The 16,747-nt window shown below is 67.8% G+C and carries 18 protein-coding genes; 13 read left to right on the top strand and 5 right to left on the bottom strand.

All coding sequences use genetic code 11. The features are described 5' to 3' along the window. The first annotated feature begins 30 nt into the window (after positions 1-30). On the top strand, positions 31-273 hold the full coding sequence (locus AC10QF_RS11855) for a hypothetical protein (protein ID WP_005417638.1): 243 nt from the start codon (positions 31-33) through the stop codon (positions 271-273). Between the two features lie 86 nt (positions 274-359). On the opposite strand, the gene AC10QF_RS11850 is transcribed toward AC10QF_RS11855, so the two are convergent. The 3 genes from AC10QF_RS11850 to AC10QF_RS11840 all read right to left on the bottom strand — a co-directional run bounded on the left by AC10QF_RS11850 (position 360) and on the right by AC10QF_RS11840 (position 2,867). Beyond that, the gene (locus AC10QF_RS11850; protein WP_005417639.1) at positions 360-794 is read right to left on the bottom strand and encodes a hypothetical protein; all 435 of its coding nucleotides are present in this window, start codon (positions 792-794) and stop codon (positions 360-362) included. A gap of 103 nt (positions 795-897) precedes the next feature. After that, complete coding sequence (locus tag AC10QF_RS11845; protein WP_494542255.1) at positions 898-1,704, bottom strand: amidohydrolase; 807 nt, start codon at positions 1,702-1,704, stop codon at positions 898-900. A 14-nt stretch (positions 1,705-1,718) separates the two neighbouring features. Further along, positions 1,719-2,867 carry a pyridoxal phosphate-dependent aminotransferase gene (locus AC10QF_RS11840; protein WP_069139773.1) on the bottom strand — a complete coding sequence of 383 codons (1,149 nt, stop codon included), beginning with the start codon at positions 2,865-2,867 and terminating at the stop codon, positions 1,719-1,721. Between AC10QF_RS11840 and ccmA the strand changes: the two genes are divergently transcribed. The 11 genes from ccmA (at position 2,821) to AC10QF_RS11785 (ending at position 11,415) form a co-directional block, all read left to right on the top strand. Further along, positions 2,821-3,675, top strand: coding sequence for a heme ABC exporter ATP-binding protein CcmA (ccmA, locus tag AC10QF_RS11835; protein WP_428993237.1), 855 nt, complete (start codon positions 2,821-2,823; stop codon positions 3,673-3,675). The genes AC10QF_RS11840 and ccmA overlap by 47 nt on opposite strands. Further along, positions 3,672-4,367, top strand: a complete 696-nt coding sequence (gene ccmB / locus AC10QF_RS11830; protein ID WP_006456616.1) for a heme exporter protein CcmB — start codon at positions 3,672-3,674, stop codon at positions 4,365-4,367. Before ccmA ends, ccmB begins: the two co-directional genes overlap by 4 nt. A gap of 43 nt (positions 4,368-4,410) precedes the next feature. Next, the gene (gene ccmC / locus AC10QF_RS11825) at positions 4,411-5,181 is read left to right on the top strand and encodes a heme ABC transporter permease CcmC (RefSeq protein WP_005417651.1); all 771 of its coding nucleotides are present in this window, start codon (positions 4,411-4,413) and stop codon (positions 5,179-5,181) included. Then, complete coding sequence (locus AC10QF_RS11820; RefSeq protein WP_005417652.1) at positions 5,178-5,366, top strand: heme exporter protein CcmD; 189 nt, start codon at positions 5,178-5,180, stop codon at positions 5,364-5,366. Before ccmC ends, AC10QF_RS11820 begins: the two co-directional genes overlap by 4 nt. Further along, positions 5,363-5,824 carry a cytochrome c maturation protein CcmE gene (gene ccmE, locus AC10QF_RS11815; RefSeq protein WP_069139775.1) on the top strand — a complete coding sequence of 154 codons (462 nt, stop codon included), beginning with the start codon at positions 5,363-5,365 and terminating at the stop codon, positions 5,822-5,824. The genes AC10QF_RS11820 and ccmE overlap by 4 nt, the downstream gene beginning before the upstream one ends. Next, positions 5,825-7,744, top strand: coding sequence for a heme lyase CcmF/NrfE family subunit (locus AC10QF_RS11810; RefSeq protein ID WP_494542254.1), 1,920 nt, complete (start codon positions 5,825-5,827; stop codon positions 7,742-7,744). Between the two features lie 8 nt (positions 7,745-7,752). Continuing rightward, on the top strand, positions 7,753-8,370 hold the full coding sequence (locus AC10QF_RS11805) for a DsbE family thiol:disulfide interchange protein (RefSeq protein ID WP_005417655.1): 618 nt from the start codon (positions 7,753-7,755) through the stop codon (positions 8,368-8,370). Between the two features lie 4 nt (positions 8,371-8,374). After that, complete coding sequence (locus tag AC10QF_RS11800) at positions 8,375-8,824, top strand: cytochrome c-type biogenesis protein (RefSeq protein WP_065178270.1); 450 nt, start codon at positions 8,375-8,377, stop codon at positions 8,822-8,824. After that, the gene (locus AC10QF_RS11795; RefSeq protein ID WP_494542253.1) at positions 8,818-9,807 is read left to right on the top strand and encodes a tetratricopeptide repeat protein; all 990 of its coding nucleotides are present in this window, start codon (positions 8,818-8,820) and stop codon (positions 9,805-9,807) included. Before AC10QF_RS11800 ends, AC10QF_RS11795 begins: the two co-directional genes overlap by 7 nt. Before the next feature lie 150 nt (positions 9,808-9,957). Further along, positions 9,958-11,070 carry a homoserine O-acetyltransferase MetX gene (gene metX / locus AC10QF_RS11790; protein WP_494542252.1) on the top strand — a complete coding sequence of 371 codons (1,113 nt, stop codon included), beginning with the start codon at positions 9,958-9,960 and terminating at the stop codon, positions 11,068-11,070. Next, a complete protein-coding gene (locus tag AC10QF_RS11785) occupies positions 11,071-11,415 on the top strand; it encodes a DUF1294 domain-containing protein (protein ID WP_069139778.1) in 345 nt (114 codons plus the stop codon). Positions 11,416-11,500: 85 nt separating this feature from the next. Here AC10QF_RS11785 and cydC read toward each other — a convergent pair whose 3' ends face one another. Both cydC and cydD read right to left on the bottom strand, forming a co-directional pair. Next, positions 11,501-13,174 carry a thiol reductant ABC exporter subunit CydC gene (cydC, locus tag AC10QF_RS11780; RefSeq protein WP_494542251.1) on the bottom strand — a complete coding sequence of 558 codons (1,674 nt, stop codon included), beginning with the start codon at positions 13,172-13,174 and terminating at the stop codon, positions 11,501-11,503. Further along, positions 13,171-14,916, bottom strand: a complete 1,746-nt coding sequence (cydD, locus tag AC10QF_RS11775) for a thiol reductant ABC exporter subunit CydD (RefSeq protein WP_494542250.1) — start codon at positions 14,914-14,916, stop codon at positions 13,171-13,173. Before cydD ends, cydC begins: the two co-directional genes overlap by 4 nt. A 228-nt stretch (positions 14,917-15,144) precedes the next feature. Here cydD and AC10QF_RS11770 point away from each other — a divergent pair, with 228 nt between their 5' ends. Further along, a complete protein-coding gene (locus tag AC10QF_RS11770) occupies positions 15,145-16,734 on the top strand; it encodes a cytochrome ubiquinol oxidase subunit I (RefSeq protein ID WP_494542249.1) in 1,590 nt (529 codons plus the stop codon). The last annotated feature ends 13 nt before the right edge of the window (positions 16,735-16,747 follow it).

Raw genomic sequence — 16,747 nt, 5'->3', positions numbered from 1 at the left:
AACCCTCACCCGCAACATGAGGCATTGACGATGGCGTGGTACACCGAAGCAGCGCACCTGCAGGCAGAGAAGGTCACACAGGTATGGACTGACACGCATGGCCCGGCCGAGAAGGTCCAGGCGTCAGGCATCTATCGGTGCAAGGGCTGCAAGCGTGAAGTGACGTGCAACAAGAACGATCCATTCCCGCCCCAATCCCATCACCAGCACGCGCCCCACGAGGGCGACATCCGCTGGAAGCTGATCGTGCGCACCAACACCGACGGCATCTGATACAAAAAGGGGACGGAGGGGATTAAGTCGTTTTTGCCTCAAAGGGGCGAAAGCGACTTAATCCCCTCCGTCCCCTTTTTTTGGGATCAGCGCCGGCTGATGGTGAAGGCGGCGCCGTCCACGCCCAGATCCCAGCCCTTGCCGGTGCCGGACAGGGCCAGCGAGATGTCGCCCTTGGTCATCACCTGCGCGTTGCTGGATTTCACTGCGCCGGCATGCGCACCGACCGAGGCGTAGGTGCCCAGCAGCTCATTGACGCTCACCGCGCCGGTGAAGCTGCCACGGCCATTGGTGATCTTCGACTTGCCCACGGTCAGGCCGCCGCCCTTCACTTCAATGCGCACCGGCAGGCTGGCGCCATTGCTGCAGCTGACGGTGCCGTTGCCCGACGCGGTCTTGTAGATCAACGACCAGCCGGACAGGTTGTAGCGCAGCTGGCAATCGAGGTTACCAGCGGCGTGCGCGGCCGGGGCCAGCGTGGCAGCGGACAGGGCCAGCAGCAGGGCGAAGGGCTTGTTCATGGCGGGACTTCCAGTTCGGTCGGACTGGCGGCGAATCTAGCAGCGTGCGCGTGCACGTTGGATGCACGCGCGCGCGCTGGTGCGGTGGTGTTCAGGCCGTGGCTCAGGCCTGTTCGTCCAGGTGGAAGGCATCGGCATCGAGCATCGCCGGGAAGCGCGCGCGATGTGCGGCCAGGGCATCGGCCGAGATGGTGGTGGTCACTACCTGTTCGCGTTCGCGGATCTCCACCTGCGGCTGGCCGAGGAAATCCAGCACCGCGCTGTCGCCGGCGTAGTGCAGCTGGTTGCCGTCCACGCCGACGCGGTTCACCGCCGCCACGAAGCACAGGTTCTCGATCGCGCGCGCGCGCAGCAAGGTCTTCCATGCATAGGCGCGCGCCGACGGCCAGTTGGCCACGAAGATCTGCAGATCGAAGTCCAGCTGCTGCGGACGCTCGACGTTGTAGCGGTTGCGGCAGAACACCGGGAAGCGCAGGTCGTAGCAGACCTGCGGATTGATCCGCCAGCCCTTCCATTCCACGCTCAGGCGCTCACGGCCGGCGGCATAACGCTCGTGCTCGCCGCCGTAGCGGAACAGGTGGCGCTTGTCGTAGTACTGCAGGTCGCCATCGGGCATGGCGAACAGCAGGCGGTTGTAGACGCCCTCGCCGTCGCGCAGCTGCACGCTGCCGATCACCGCGGCATTCAAGGCCTTGGCCTGCTCGCGTACCCAGGCCACGGTCGGGCCGTCCATGCCTTCGGCCTGGGCAATGGCCTCGTTGGAGAAACCACTGGTGAAGGTCTCCGGCAGGATCACCAGGTCGGTGCTGCCGGCCAGCGGCGCCAGCAGCGCGCCATAGTAGGCACGGTTGCCGGCCGGGTCGTGCCAGCGGGTGTCGCCCTGGACGAGGGAAATGCGCAGGTCCTGCATGTCTACGGCTCCGCTCACAGCACGCGCAGGCGTTCGATCGCCGCGTCCATGGTCGCTTCGTTCTTGGCGAAGCACAGGCGCACCAGGCGCTGGCCGGCCGGAGGAGTCTCGTAGAACGGCGACAGCGGGATGGCGGTCACGCCCTTCTCGATGGTCAGCCACTTCACGAACTCATGATCCGGCAGGTCGCTGATGGCCGAGTAGTCGACCAGCTGGAAGTAGCCGCCCGGTACCGGCAGCGCCTTCAGGCGGGTGCTGGCCAGCTGCTCGCGGAAGCGGTCGCGCTTGGCCTGGTAGAACGCGCCCAGTTCCAGGTGGTGTTCCGGCTCATCGCGGATCATCGCGGCGAAACCGTACTGCGCCGGGCCGAAGCTGGTGAAGGTGTTGTACTGGTGCACCTTGCGGAACTCGGCGGTCAGCGCCGGCGGCGCGATCGCATAGCCGATCTTCCAGCCGGTGCAGTGGTAGGTCTTGCCGAAGCTGGAGATCACGAACGCGCGCTCGCGCAGTTCCGGGTAGCGCAGCGCTGACTCATGGCGACGGCCGTCGTAGATGATGTGCTCATACACTTCATCGGAAATCAGGTAGATCTGCGTGCCGCGCAGCAGTTCGGCCAGCGCCTGCATGTCCTGCGCCGACAGCATCGCGCCGGACGGATTGTGCGGGGTGTTGACGATCAACATGCGGGTGCGCGGGGAGATCGCTGCACGCACGCGATCCCAATCGACGGCGAAAGTCTGCGGATCGAGCGACACATGCACCGCCTTGGCGCCGGCCAGGTCGATCGCCGGCTCGTAGCAGTCGTAGGCCGGGTCGAGCACGATCACTTCCTCGCCCGCACGCACCACGGCGTGGATGGCGTTGAAGATGGCCTCGGTGCCGCCGCTGGTGACGGTGATCTCGCTGTCCGCATCCACCTGCGCGCCGTAGCAGTCCAGCGCCTTCTGGGCGATGGCCTGGCGCAGCGGGGCCACGCCGGTCATCGGCGGGTACTGGTTCAGCCCGGCGGCCATCGCCTTGGCAGTCTCATCGATCAGGCGCTGCGGCGCGGAAAAGTCCGGGAAACCCTGGCCCAGGTTGACCGCGCCGTGTTCGGCGGCGAGCTGGGACATCACGGTGAAGATCGTGGTACCGACCTTGGGCAGCTTGGTGGTGGGTTGCATCGGCCTGGACTGTGGGGAACAAGGCCTCCGAGTTTACGCAATCCGCGCGTCGGTGGTGCCGGCCGCTGGCCGGCAACCTCGGCTGGCAGTTGGAGAAATTGCCAGCCAGCGGCCGGCACTACCCCGTGAATTCACCGCTACAATTGCGACCGCACTCCGGCATGAAGACCCCTGCCCCTTGAACACCCCTGCATTGCTGGCCGCCAGCGGCCTGAGCTTCTCCCGCAATGACGAGCCGGTGTTCGGCCCGCTGGACTTCCATGTGGACGCGGGTGAAGCCCTGCTGGTGCAGGGTGGCAACGGCGCCGGCAAGACCACCCTGCTGCGCGTTCTGGCCGGCCTGGCCCGGCCCGGCGCCGGCCAGGTGCGGATCGACGGCAAGCCCTCCAGCAACGCAGAGCGTGCGCGCTATGTCGCCTATCTCAGCCACCTGCCGGCGCTGAAGCCGGACCTCGGCACGCTGGAAAACCTGCACTTCCTGTGTGGCCTGCACGGCCGCCGTGCGCGGCAGATGCCCGGCAACGCGCTGGCCATCGTCGGCCTGGCCGGTTACGAAGACACTCTGGTACGCCACCTGTCGGCCGGGCAGAAGCGGCGGCTGGCACTGGCGCGCATCTGGCTGTCGCCGGCGCCACTGTGGCTGCTCGACGAACCCTACGCCAACCTCGACCTGGAGGGCATCACCCTGGTCAACCGGATGATTTCGGCGCACCTGCGCGCCGGCGGCGCTGCGCTGGTCACCACCCATGGCGCCTATGCCGCACCGCCGGTACGTACCCGCCAGCTCGACCTAGGCGGTGCCGCATGATCGCGCCGGGTACCGAACCAGGCCTGTGGCAGACCGCAGGCGCCCTGCTCAAGCGCGACCTGCGCCTGCTCTGGCGCCGCCGCGGCGACGCGCTGCAACCGCTGCTGTTCGCGGTGCTGGTGGTGGTGCTGTTCGCGCTGGCCCAGGGTCGTGAGCCACAACTGCTGGCCGCCACCGCCGGCGCCGTGCTGTGGCTGGCCGTGCTGCTGGCGGGACAGCTGTCGCTGGATTCGCTGTTCCGTTCCGACGCCGAAGATGGCTCGCTGGAGCAGTGGCTGCTGGCGCCGGTGCCGCTGGCCTGGCTGGTACTGGTGCGCGTGCTGCTGCACTGGGCCACCACGGCACTGCCGCTGATCGTGGTCAGCCCGCTGCTGGCCGAAATGCTGCATCTGCCGCATGACCAGCTGCCGATGTTGCTGGCATCGTTGCTGCTGGGCACGCCCTTGCTGAGCCTGATCGGTGGCGTGGTCGCCGCACTGACCGTTGGCATCCGGCGCTCTGGTATTCTCGTGGCGCTGCTGTCGTTGCCGCTGTACGTGCCGGTGCTGGTGTTCGGCGCAGGCAGCCTGGCGGCAGCCGGGCGCGGGCAGGATCCGGTCGGTGCGCTGCTGATGCTGGGCGCCGGCCTGCTGGTCGCGCTGGTGCTGGCGCCGCTGGCCACCGCCGCTGCAATACGTATTTCTCTGAGTTGACCGAGCTGAGAGCCAATCCACCCCTGCTGGATAGCCGCCACGCATGAATCCGATTGTCCGCTGGTTCCACCAACTCGGTTCGCCTCCCACGTTCGACCGTTTCGCTGCCCGCTGGTCGCGGGTGTTCTACCTTGCTGCAGTGCCGGTGCTGCTGGTCGGCATGTGGCAGGCGCTGCTGGTGGTGCCGCCTGAAGCCAAGCAGCTGGACAGCTTCCGGATCCTCTACATCCACGTGCCCAGTGCCTGGATGAGCCTGTTCGTGTTCGCGCTGATGGCGCTGTATGCCGCGATCGCGCTGATCTGGCGGATCAAGGTCTGCGAGATCCTGGCCATGGCCTGCGCGCCGATGGGCGCCGGCTTCACCCTCATCACCCTGCTGACCGGCAGCATCTGGGGCAAGGGCACCTGGGGCACCTGGTGGGACTGGGACCCGCGCATGACCAGCGAACTGGTACTGCTGTTCCTGTACCTGGGCGTGATCGGCCTGTACCACGCCATCGAAGACCGCCGCAGCGCCGCGCGCGCCGCTGGCCTGCTGGCGATTGTAGGTGTCAGCCTGCTGCCGGTGATCCGCTATTCGGTGGACTGGTGGGGTGGCCTGCACCAGCGCCAGTCGATCAGCGTGTTCGGTGAATCGGCGATCAGCAGCGCGATGATCGCGCCGCTGTGGTGGATGGTGATCGGCACCAAGTTCTGGTTCGCCGGTTCGGTGCTGGCCAAGGCCCGCGCCGACAATCTCGACCGCGAGGCCGGCAAGGCCTGGGTCGGCGGCCGTGTCGATGCCGCGCGCGCCTCCCGGGAGGCCCAGCCATGACCCACCTGCCCTATGTGATCGGCGCCTACGCCGTATTCGTGCTGGTACTCAGCGCCGATGCCCTCGGTTCGTGGCTGCGCCTGCGCGTGGCGCGCCGGCTGGCACTGGCCCGCCAGCAGCGGCAGCAGACCCGCGCTGGCAGGCAGGACGCGGCGACGACGCTGTCGACGGAGCTGGAACGATGACCCCGGTGCAGCGTCGCCGCCTGGTATGGGTGCTGCTGGCCCTGCTCGCCTCCGGCCTGGCCACCGCGCTGGTGGCGATGGCGCTGGAGCGCAACATCGCCTACCTGTACACCCCTTCGGAAGTGCTGCGCGGCGATGTCGATGCACAGTCGCGTTTCCGCTTGGGCGGCATGGTGGTGAAGGGCTCCTTCGACCGCCCGGTGGGCTCGCTGGAGGCGCGCTTCGAGGTGACCGACGGCGATGCACAGCTGGCGGTGACCACCTCGCGGATCCTGCCGGACATGTTCGCCGAAGGCACCGCGGTGGTCGCCAGTGGCCGCCTGCAGGACGGTGTCTTCGTCGCCGACGAAGTGCTGGCCAAGCACGATGAGAAGTACGTGCCGAAGGAAGTGGCCGACAAGATGGGCGATGCCCATCGCAAGCACGACGTGCCGGTGACGGCCCCCGAGGTGCGCTGAGTGCTGCCCGAACTGGGTCAGATCCTGCTGTTGTGTGCGTTGCTGGCCTCGCTGCTGCAGGCCGGCCTGCCGCTGGTCGGTGCGCATCGCAACAACGCGGGATGGATGGCAGTGGCGCGGCCTGCCGCCTTCGCGCAACTGCTGCTGTTGGCCGGCGCCTTCGCGGTGCTGACCGCCGCGTTCGTGCAGCAGGATTTCTCGGTGCGCTACGTGGCCGAGAACTCCAATTCGCTGCTGCCGCTGATCTACCGCTATTCGGCGGTGTGGGGCGCGCATGAGGGCTCGCTGCTGATGTGGGCGCTGGTGCTGGCATTGTGGACCGGCGCGGTGGCGCTGCTTTCGCGGCACCTGCCGGCACCGGTGCAGGCGCGCGTGCTGGCAGTGATGGGCGTGGTCAGCGTCGGCTTTCTCGCCTTCCTGATCTTCACCTCCAATCCGTTCCTGCGCCTGAACCCGGCGCCGCTGGAAGGCCGCGACCTCAACCCGCTGCTGCAGGACCCGGGGCTGATCATCCATCCGCCGATGCTGTACCTGGGCTACGTAGGCTTCGCGGTGCCCTTCGCATTCGCAGTGGCCGCGCTGCTGGAAGGTCGCGTGGATGCGCGCTGGCTGCGCTGGACGCGGCCGTGGACCAACGTCGCCTGGGGCTTTTTGACCCTGGGCATCGCACTGGGCAGCTGGTGGGCCTACTACGAGCTGGGTTGGGGCGGCTGGTGGTTCTGGGACCCGGTGGAAAATGCCAGCTTCATGCCGTGGCTGGTCGGTGCGGCACTGATCCATTCACAGGCCGTCACCGAAAAACGGGGCACCTTCGGCAGCTGGACCCTGCTGTTGGCCATCGCTGCGTTCGCGCTGTCGCTGCTGGGCACCTTCCTGGTGCGCTCGGGCGTGCTGACCAGCGTGCATTCGTTCGCTGCCGATCCCTCGCGCGGCCTGTTCATTCTGGTGTTCCTGTCGGTGCTGGTCGGCGGCAGCCTGCTGCTGTACGCGCTGCGCGCCAGCCAGCTCAGCGTGGACGCCGACGACCCGCGCCGTGGCTTTACCGCCACCTCGCGCGAGACCCTGCTGCTGGCCAACAACCTGCTGCTGGCCACCGCCTGCGCAATGGTGCTGCTGGGCACGCTGTACCCGCTGCTGGCCGATGCCCTGTCGCTGGGCAAGATCTCGGTCGGCCCGCCCTACTTCGGCAGCCTGTTCCTGCTGCTGATGGCACCGATGATCCTGTTGCTGCCGTTCGGCCCGCTGGTGAAATGGCAGCGTGACCAGCCCTCGCGCGCCTTCGCGCTGCTGGCACCCTGGCTGGGCCTGTCGCTGCTGCTGGGCGCGCTGACCTGGTGGCAGGCACCGCAGAATGGCTGGAAGGCCGGCATCGGCGTCGCCGCTGCGGCATGGGTCGCACTCGGCACCGCACGCTTCGTCTGGCAGCGCCTGCGCGGCAATGGCCGCTTCACCGCCGAGATGCTCGGCATGATCGTCGCCCACGCCGGCATCGCCGTGTTCCTGGCCGGCGCCCTGCTGGTGGAAGCGCTGAACGTGCAGCGCGAAGTGGCGCTGGCACCAGGGCAGCAGCTGGTGGTCGGTCGCTACGAAGTCCGTTTCGAAGGCGTGGACCATCGCGAAGGGCCGAATTTCATCGCTGATCGGGGCCACCTGCGGGTGCTCCGCAACGGCCGCGAGCAGGCCCTGCTACATCCCGAGAAACGCCAGTACGCCAGCGGCGGCCAGGTGATGACCGAGGCCGGCATCGATGCACGCTTCGACGGCGATGTCTACGTGGCATTGGGCGAGCCGCTGGGCAACAATGCATGGGCGGTACGGGTGCACATCAAGCCGTTCGTGCGCTGGATCTGGCTGGGCGCGCTGCTGATGGCCCTGGGCGGATTCATCACCGCCGCCGACCGCCGTTTCCGTCGTCCGTAGGAGTTCCCATGTCCGAGTCCCCCGCCCCGCGCCCCTCCCGCCCGCTGCCGCCGGTAGCCATCGTGATCGGCGTGCTGTTCTTCTTCGGCCTGCTCGGGCTGATGATCTACGGGGTGATGAAATCGGGCGACCCGCAGCGCGACGTGCTGCCGTCGGCCCTGATCGACAAGCCGGCGCCGGCGTTCGCGCTGCCGGTATTGCATGACCCGGAAATGATCGTACACAGCGACGACCTGCGCGGTGCGCCCTATCTGCTGAACGTCTGGGGCAGCTGGTGCGCCGCCTGCCGCGAAGAACATCCGGTGCTGACCCGCTTTGCCGAGAGCAAGCGCGTGCGCGTGATCGGCTACAACTGGAAGGATGATCCGACCGACGCGCTGCACTGGCTGGAACAGCTGGGCAACCCGTTCATGGTGGTGCTCAGTGACGTCGAGGGCCGCACCGCGATCGACTGGGGCGTGACCGCCGCACCGGAGACGTTCCTGGTCGATGGCAGTGGCATCGTGCGCTGGAAGTACAGTGGCGCGATGACCCAGCGCGTGGTCGACGAGAAGCTGATCCCGGCACTGCAGAAGATCGAGAAGGCCCAGGGCAGTGCCGGCAACACCCTGCATACGGCGCCCTGAGCCGATGCGCTGGCTGCTGGCGCTGCTGCTCCTGATGGTGCCGCTGGCCGCGCTGGCCCAGCAGCCGCTGCACGATCCGCAGCCGCTGCAGTTCCGCGATGATGCCGAGGAACGCCGCTTCCATGACCTGGCCGCGCAGCTGCGCTGCGTGCAGTGCCAGAATCAGTCGCTGGCCGATTCCAATGCGCAGATCGCGCAGGACCTGCGCCGCGAGGTGCTGCAGCTGATGCAGCAGGGCCACGACGACGCACAGATCAAGCAGTTCCTGGTCGCCCGCTACGGTGAGTTCGTGCTCTATCAACCACCGTTGCAGCCGGGCACCTGGCTGCTGTGGGGTGGCCCCCTGCTGGTGCTCGGCGCCGGTGCACTGGTGGTGCTGGGCATCGTCCGCCGACGTGGACGCACCGTCGGCGCGGCACCGGCCGGCAAGGCCGATGAAGGAGACGAATGGTGAACCATTGGCTGCCGGTGCTGGCCGGCCTGGTTGCTGCGCTGATGGCAGCACTGGTGCTGTGGCCGTTGCGCCACCAAGGTCGTCGCGGTTTCGTGGTCGGCGTGTTCGCACTGGGCGTGGCCGGTGCCTGCCTGTACCTGCTGGTCGGTGATCCGCGTGCAGCACAGGTGCAGCCGACGCCGTCGGTAGCCACCCTGCGCGATGGCGTGCAGGCCCTGCAGGATGCACTGAAGCGCGACCCTCAGCGTGCCGATGGCTGGGCATTGCTCGGGCGTTCGCAGGCCGAACTGGGCAATGCCTCAGCTGCGGCAGACGCCTTCGCGAAGGCCGCCGAATTGGCACCGGATGATCCGGGCGTGCTGGTGGAAGCCGCGCAGGCGCGCGCGCAGGCTGATGCCGGCAAGCAGTTCGATGACACTGCGATGGCCTGGTTGCAGCAGGCACGTACACTGGCCCCCGACGCCGAGCGCGCCAGCTGGCTGCTGGGCATCGCCCTGCGGCAGCGCGGAAAGAACGCCGAGGCTGCGGACGTGTGGAGCGGCCTGCTGCCACGGCTTGAGCCCGGCGCCGCGCAGGCGCTGCAGGCGCAGATCGCGATTGCCCGCGAGGCCGCTGGCCAGGCGCCCGATGCTGGCGCTGCGGCGCCAGCGGCGCTGCTGCAGGTGCGCGTGCAGCTGCCGGCACTGAACAACGCCGACTGGCCAGCCAGCACCCAGGTGTTCGTACTGGCGCGCGCCGTGGATGGACCGCCGATGCCGGTGGCCGCTCGCAAGCTGCCGCTGGCCGGCTTCCCGGCCACGGTTGCGCTGGGCGACGCTGACAGTCCGATGCCAACCGCACCGCTGTCGGCCCATCGCGAAGTGGAAGTGCTGGCACGCATCTCGCGCAGCGGCAGCGCCAACCGCAGCGAGGATGACCTGCAGAGCGTTCCGGTGAAGATAAGCCTGCCGCATGAAGGCGTGGTGGAACTGCGGTTTCCATAACGCGCCGCCCGGTAGTGCCGGCCGCTGGCCGGCAACCACGCAGGCGCATCAGGATTCATGAGGTTGCCGGCCAGCGGCCGGCACTACCTGCATCGCCGATGGAAGCCAGCGTGTCGCCAGCTCCACATGCGGCCCCGCTAGAATGCCCGCATGACTGAATTCATCCCGCCCGGCACCCGCTTCCACGCCCTGCCCTCGCCCTTCCCGTTCAAGCGCGGTGGCGCCCTGCACGGTGCACGGGTGGCCTACGAGACCTGGGGAACGCTGGCGACTGACGCCAGCAATGCGATCCTGATCGTGACCGGCCTGTCGCCGGATGCGCATGCGGCCGCAAACGAGGCCAATCCGGCACCGGGCTGGTGGGAAGCGATGGTTGGCCCCGACAAACCCATCGATACCAACCGCTGGTTCGTGGTGTGCGTGAATTCGCTGGGCAGCTGCAAGGGCTCGACCGGCCCCGCTTCGCTCAACCCGGCCAACGGTGAGCCCTACCGCCTGGACTTCCCCGAGCTGTCGATCGAAGACGGCGCTCGCGCCGCGATCGAAGTCGTGCGTGCGCTGGGCATCGGGCAGCTGGCCTGCGTGGTCGGCAACTCGATGGGCGGCATGACGGCCCTTGCCATCCTGATGCTGCATCCGGGCATCGCGCGCAGCCACGTCAACATTTCCGGCAGCGCGCAGGCGTTGCCGTTCTCGATCGCGATCCGCTCGCTGCAGCGCGAGGCAATCCGCCTTGACCCGCGCTGGAATGGCGGCCACTACGACGATGCCGAGTACCCCGAGTCCGGCATGCGCATGGCGCGCAAGCTGGGCGTGATCACCTACCGCTCGGCGCTGGAGTGGGATGGCCGCTTCGGCCGCGTGCGGCTGGATTCGGACCAGACCGACGACGATCCGTTCGGCCTGGAATTCCAGGTGGAAAGCTATCTGGAAGGCCACGCACGGCGCTTCGTGCGTTTCTTCGATCCCAACTGCTACCTGTACCTGAGCCGCTCGATGGACTGGTTCGACCTGGCCGAGTATGCCGACGGCAACGTGCTGGCCGGGCTTGCGAAGATCCGTGTGGAGAAGGCGCTGGCGATCGGCGCCAACACCGACATCCTGTTCCCCGTGCAGCAGCAGCAACAGATTGCCGATGGCCTGCGCGCCGGCGGTGCCGATGCGCACTTCATCGGCCTGGAATCGCCGCAGGGCCACGACGCCTTCCTCGTCGATTTCGAGCGTTTCGGCCCGGCCGTGCGCGGCTTCCTCGACGCGCTGTAAGTGGCGTGGCGGCGTAATCTCGCGCTGGCCGCCTTCGGCGCGTTGGCTGCATTGATGATCAGCAGCGTGCTGCCGCTGTGGCTGGGTGGCTGGTGCGTGCTGGCCAGCGCGGTGTCGTTCGGCCTCTATGGCCATGACAAGCGCGCGGCGCAGCGAAAGCAGTGGCGGATTCCCGAGCGCACCCTGCAGCTGCTGGCCTTTGCCGGTGGTTGGCCCGGCGCGCTGCTGGGCCAGGCGATGTTCCGCCACAAGCACCGCAAGGCCGCGTTCCAATGGGTGTTCTGGCTGTGCGTGCTGGCCAACGTGGCCTCGATCGCGGTACTGCTGCGCGAATTTTCGCGATAACCCTCGCCATCGGTAGTGCCGGCCGCTGGCCGGCAACCTCAGACGCTTCAATTGCCGGCCAGCGGCCGGCACTACCGGACCATCGTCACGATTCGCGGATCAACACCCCATCACGCAACCGGTACTGCGCATCGACCACGCCTTCGGGCAGGTCGTCGTGGGTGATCATCAACAGGCTGCGCCCGTCCAGCAACCCGGAGAGATCGTGCAGCAGCGCACGTGCGGTATCCACGTCCAACCCTTCGGTTGGTTCGTCCAGCAGCAGGATCGGCGCGTTGCGCAGAAGCGCCCGCGCCAGCGCCAGCCGTCGCGCCTGGCCGGCCGACATCGTCGCGCCGTTCTCGCCCACCCAGGCCTGCAGGCCACCGTTGCGCTCGGCCCAGTCGCCCAGGCGCACGCGACGGAGGACCGCCCACAAGGCGGCGTCGCTGGCATCGGGATCGCCCAACCGCAGGTTTTCTGCCACGCTGCCGGCAAACACCGGTGCGTTCTGTGGCAGCCACGCCAGCTGCTGGTGCCACTCAGCCTGGGCGACGTCGCGCAGATCGCGGCCACCATAGGTGATTCGCCCCTGCTGCGGATCCCACAGCCGCAGCAGCAGGCTGGACAGCGTGGTCTTGCCACTGCCGCTGTCGCCGCGGATGGCAATGCGTTCGCCTGGCGCCAGGGTCAGCTGGAGACCGGACAGCACCGGCCGCGCCGCGCCCGGCCACTGGAAATGCACATCGTCCCAATGCACGCGCGCGGCTTGCGGCACCGGCTGTGGCACTTGCGGATCGTCCACCGTCGGCGGTTGCTCGACGACCGCCTGCAGGCGATCTGCGGCAATGCGCCCGGACTGCAGCGACTGCCAGGCCAGGCCCATGCCGGCCCACAGTTCGATCAACGCCACGGTCAGGAACACGAGGCCCGCCGCCATCTCCGGCGCGATGCGCTGCTGTTCGGCGGCGTGCAGGGCCAACGCCAGCATCGCCACCAGGCCCAGCCCGGCCACCAGGCCGTGCAGGGTCGAGGCCGCGATCAGGCGCCAGCGACGGCGGCGGTCACGCGAGGCCAACTGCTTGGCTGCCACGCGCACCTTCAGCTGCCACGCGGCATCGGCATGCAGCGCGGCCAGATCTCCCGCCCCTTCCAACCCTTCAAAGGCCGCGGTGCGCAATGCGGCGCGATGCGCGGCGCGGTCGGCTTCTTCCTCATCGTGGCCACGCACGCCCAGCCACGGCACACCGAAGGCGATCAGCAGCGCCAGCACCGCCAGCAGCACTGCCGCCGACGGCAGGATCAGCGCCGCCGATGCAACCGCCACCACCGACAGCGCACCCAGTGCCACCAGCGGCCCGATCGCCCGTACCAGCAGGCCATCCACCTCGCCGATGTCGCCCAGCAGTCGCGCCAGCAGCTCGCCGGTGCGCGTAGCGCCCAGCCGTGCCGGCGCCAGTGGCAGCGCGCGGCGGAAGAACCAGACGCGCAGATCGCGGGCGATGCGCAGGGTGGCATCGTGGCCCACCAGCTTTTCGAAGTAGCGCGACACGATGCGCGCCATGGTCAAGCCACGGATACCCGCAGACGGCGAGAAGAAATTGAATCCCTGCCCCAGGCCTGCGGCACCGGCCAGCGCGGCCGCGGTGAGGAAACCACCGGACAGGCCCAGCAATGCAGTGCCGGCCAGCATCGTGGTCCACAACAACAGGATCGTCAGCAACAGGCGCGGACGATGGCGCAGGAACACCGCGCGCAGCGAATCGGGCGAACGGCTCATGCGCGCACCGCCTGTGCCGGTTCCACCAGGCGGCCTTCCGGCAGCAGCAGGCAACGATCGGCCCAGGCGATCACCGCCGGGCTGTGGGTGGCGACCACCACGCTGCGGCCACGTGCATATGCGGCCAGGCTGCGCAGCAATGCCGCTTCGGTATCGGCATCCAGGAACGCGGTGGGTTCGTCCAGCAGCAGCACCTGCGGATCACGCAGCAGGAGGCGGGCCAGGCCGATGCGACGCGCCTCACCACCGGACAGGCCGAAGCCACGTTCGCCGATCACCGTATCCAGCCCCTGCGGCAGGCGCTGCGCAAACTGCAGTACCTGCGAAGCCTCGGCCACCGCGCGCAGGCGCGCATCGCTGGCGCCGGGATCAGCCAGGCGCAGGTTGTCGGCGATGCTGCCGTGGAACAGGTACGGACGCTGGCTGGCATAGGCCACCTGCACGCCGGGAAGCACCTGCAGCTTGCCGGCACGCGGCGGCAGCCAACCGGCCAGCGCCTCCAGCAACGTACTCTTGCCGGACCCGCTGGGACCGACCAGGGCCAGGCGCTGGCCCGGTTCCAGCAGCACGTCAAGATCCTGCAGCACATCGTGCGGCGCGCCCAGCGGACGCAGCACCAGACCCTGTGCCCGCAGCGGCGGCAGCGCGGCCTCGGCCGGCTCCACCGCCAGCGGCGCAGCTTCTTTCTCGATAAGGCCCTGCTCATCGGGCAGCGACTGCAGCAGGCGCTCCACCTCGGCAGCGGCAGCCAGCGCATTGGCACGGTCGTGGTAGTGCGCGGCCAGCCGTCGCAGCGGCGCATAGAATTCCGGCGCCAGCAGCAGGCAGAACAGGCCCGCCCCCAGCGTCGGTACCGTTGCATGCAGCGACATCATGCCCAGATAGCTCAGCCCGAGGTACAGGGCGACCATCGCCACGCTGACCGAGGCGAAGAACTCCAGCACCGTGGACGAAAGGAAAGCGATGCGCAGAACCTTCAGGGTGCGCACGCGCACACCTTCGGCAGCCGCCTCGATCCCCTCCAGCTCAGCCTCGCCGCGGCCATACAGGCGCAGCAGGCCCAGGCCCTTGATGCGGTCGGCGAAATGGCCGCTCATCCGCGCCAGCTCACCCAGCTGCGCGCGGCCGGCCGCTTCGGCTCCCCAGCCCACCAGCATCATGAAGAACGGTACCAACGGTGCAGTGAACAGCAGGATCAGCGCCACCACCCAGTCGACCCAGGCTACGGCGGCCAGGATCAGCAGCGGCACCACCACTACTTCGGTGCGTACCGGCAGGAAACCGCTGTAATAGCTCTCGATCGCATCAGCGTGATGCAGCATCAATTCGCCCAGTTCGCCGGTGCGGCGCTGGCGCAGCCACAGCGGCCCATGGCCAAGCAGGCGTCCGAACACGCGTTCACGCAGGGCCAACCGCGCGGCATCGGCCACATCACCGGCGGCGGCCTGGGTGGCGCTGCCCAGCAGCGTGCGCGCCACCAGGATCGCCGCCAGACCGCCCAGCACCGGCAACCCCGAGGCCAGCGGCGCGCGCTCTACCAGCACCTGCTGCACCAGCCAGGCGATGGCGGCCGCCTGGCCGATCAACAGGGCACCGGACAGGCTGATGCACAGTGCCGCCAGCCGCTGGCGGCCTCGAGCAGGCCGCGCCAGATCGGCCAGCCACGCGCTGCGGGCGCGCCGCTGGCGGGTCGTTTCGGCCTCCGGGGACAGGCTGTCAGGGGTCGTTTCGGCAGCGCTCAAGGGGTCTTCACGGGCGATGGGGGAGACACGGCATTGTAGGCGCAGGCAATGGCCGGCCTCTGCGGCCAGCGGTCGCAGTCTTCATCGGGTTGGCATACGATCAACCGGGGCACCTGTTCATACATTGATCTGGATCAAGGCTGTTTGAAGTAGTCGGTCACATCATTCACGTCGTAGACCACCCTTCCCGCCACCTGCAACGGCACTATCCCACGAGGTAGCCAGGCCATGATTGATCAGACAGTCGTAGAACTGTCGCGGCTGCAATTCGCGCTGACCGCGATGTACCACTTCCTATTCGTACCGCTCACCCTCGGCCTGTCCTTCATGGTGGCCATCATGGAGAGCGTGTACGTGATGACCGGCAAGGAGATCTGGCGCAGGATGACCCTGTTCTGGGGTGTCCTGTTCGGCATCAACTTCGCCATGGGCGTCGCCACCGGCATCGTCATGGAATTCCAGTTCGGCATGAACTGGTCCTACTACAGCCACTACGTCGGTGACATCTTCGGTGCGCCGCTGGCTATCGAAGGCCTGATGGCGTTCTTCCTGGAAGCCACCTTCGTCGGCCTGTTCTTCTTCGGCTGGAATCGCCTGACCAAGGTCAAGCACCTGATGGTGACCTGGCTGATGGCGTTGGGCACCAACCTGTCGGCGATCTGGATCCTGGTGGCCAATGGCTGGATGCAGAACCCGACCGGTGCGGTGTTCAACCCGGAAACCATGCGCATGGAAGTGGTCGACTTCATGGCGGTGGTGTTCAACCCGGTGGCGCAGGCCAAGTTCGTGCACACCGTCAGCGCCGGCTACGTGACCGGTGCGGTGTTCGTGATGGCGATCAGTGCCCTGTTCCTGCTGCGCAACAAGCACAAGGACCTGGCCCGTCGTTCGTTCGCGGTGGCCGCAGCGTTCGGCCTGCTGTCCTCGCTGTCGGTGGTGGTGCTGGGTGACGAGAGTGGTTACGCCGCCAGTGAACACCAGAAGATGAAGCTGGCCGCGATCGAAGCGATGTGGGAGACCGAGCGTGCGCCGGCCGACTTCACCGCCTTCGGCATCCCGAACCAGAACACCCACCAGAACGACTATGCGGTGAAGATCCCCTACCTGATGGGCCTGATCGCCACCCGTTCGTTGAACCAGCCGATTCCAGGCATCCTGGAACTGGTCGAGCGCGCCGAACACCGCGTGCGCGGCGGCCAGCTCGCCTACGGCGCGCTGGAACGCCTGCGTGCGAACAAGAACGACGTGGAAGCACGTGAGATGTTCGACCGCCACTGGCAGGACCTGGGCCACGGCCTGCTGCTCAAGCGCTACCGCGATGACATCCTCAACGCCACCCCGCAGGAGATCTCGCAGGCGGCGATGGATACCGTGCCGCGCGTGATGCCGCTGTTCTGGACCTTCCGCGTGATGGCCGGCCTGGGCTTCTACCTGATCGCCTTCTTCGCGCTGGCCTTCTACTACTCGTGCCGCAACAACTTCCAGGACAAGCGCTGGTTCCTCAAGCTGGCCCTGTGGACGCTGCCGGCACCGTGGATCGCGATCGAGTGCGGCTGGTTCGTGGCCGAGTATGGTCGCCAGCCGTGGGCGGTCGATGGCGTGCTGCCGACCTTCTATGCGGCATCGGGCCTGGCCCTGCATGAAATCGTGCTGACCCTGGCCGGCTTCACCGCGATCTACACCGCGCTGATCGTGGTCGAGATCAAGCTGATGCTCAAGGCGATCCGCAAGGGTCCGGACGAGTTGCTGCCTTCGCTGCAGTCGCCCCAGCCGCATGCTTCCCACAATGCCTCGGCGCCCGCCGCCGGCCAGGCCTGAGGCAGGAGAACCA

Source organism: Stenotrophomonas maltophilia complex sp. Om-AH-Sm3 (assembly GCF_059337855.1).
Note: the sequence above shows the minus strand (reverse complement) of the source record. Positions and strands in the feature narration are given on the sequence as shown.

What these genes read in the sequence shown, in the direction of transcription:
- AC10QF_RS11850 (WP_005417639.1), bottom strand. Translation starts at nt 794, where the DNA reads ATGAACAAGCCCTTCGCCCTGCTGCTGGCCCTGTCCGCTGCCACGCTG.
- AC10QF_RS11805 (WP_005417655.1), top strand. Translation starts at nt 7,753, where the DNA reads ATGTCCGAGTCCCCCGCCCCGCGCCCCTCCCGCCCGCTGCCGCCGGTA.
- cydC (WP_494542251.1), bottom strand. Translation starts at nt 13,174, where the DNA reads ATGAGCCGTTCGCCCGATTCGCTGCGCGCGGTGTTCCTGCGCCATCGT.
- AC10QF_RS11795 (WP_494542253.1), top strand. Translation starts at nt 8,818, where the DNA reads ATGGTGAACCATTGGCTGCCGGTGCTGGCCGGCCTGGTTGCTGCGCTG.
- AC10QF_RS11770 (WP_494542249.1), top strand. Translation starts at nt 15,145, where the DNA reads ATGATTGATCAGACAGTCGTAGAACTGTCGCGGCTGCAATTCGCGCTG.
- ccmB (WP_006456616.1), top strand. Translation starts at nt 3,672, where the DNA reads ATGATCGCGCCGGGTACCGAACCAGGCCTGTGGCAGACCGCAGGCGCC.
- ccmC (WP_005417651.1), top strand. Translation starts at nt 4,411, where the DNA reads ATGAATCCGATTGTCCGCTGGTTCCACCAACTCGGTTCGCCTCCCACG.
- AC10QF_RS11800 (WP_065178270.1), top strand. Translation starts at nt 8,375, where the DNA reads ATGCGCTGGCTGCTGGCGCTGCTGCTCCTGATGGTGCCGCTGGCCGCG.
- AC10QF_RS11840 (WP_069139773.1), bottom strand. Translation starts at nt 2,867, where the DNA reads ATGCAACCCACCACCAAGCTGCCCAAGGTCGGTACCACGATCTTCACC.
- AC10QF_RS11820 (WP_005417652.1), top strand. Translation starts at nt 5,178, where the DNA reads ATGACCCACCTGCCCTATGTGATCGGCGCCTACGCCGTATTCGTGCTG.
- AC10QF_RS11855 (WP_005417638.1), top strand. Translation starts at nt 31, where the DNA reads ATGGCGTGGTACACCGAAGCAGCGCACCTGCAGGCAGAGAAGGTCACA.
- ccmE (WP_069139775.1), top strand. Translation starts at nt 5,363, where the DNA reads ATGACCCCGGTGCAGCGTCGCCGCCTGGTATGGGTGCTGCTGGCCCTG.
- metX (WP_494542252.1), top strand. Translation starts at nt 9,958, where the DNA reads ATGACTGAATTCATCCCGCCCGGCACCCGCTTCCACGCCCTGCCCTCG.
- AC10QF_RS11845 (WP_494542255.1), bottom strand. Translation starts at nt 1,704, where the DNA reads ATGCAGGACCTGCGCATTTCCCTCGTCCAGGGCGACACCCGCTGGCAC.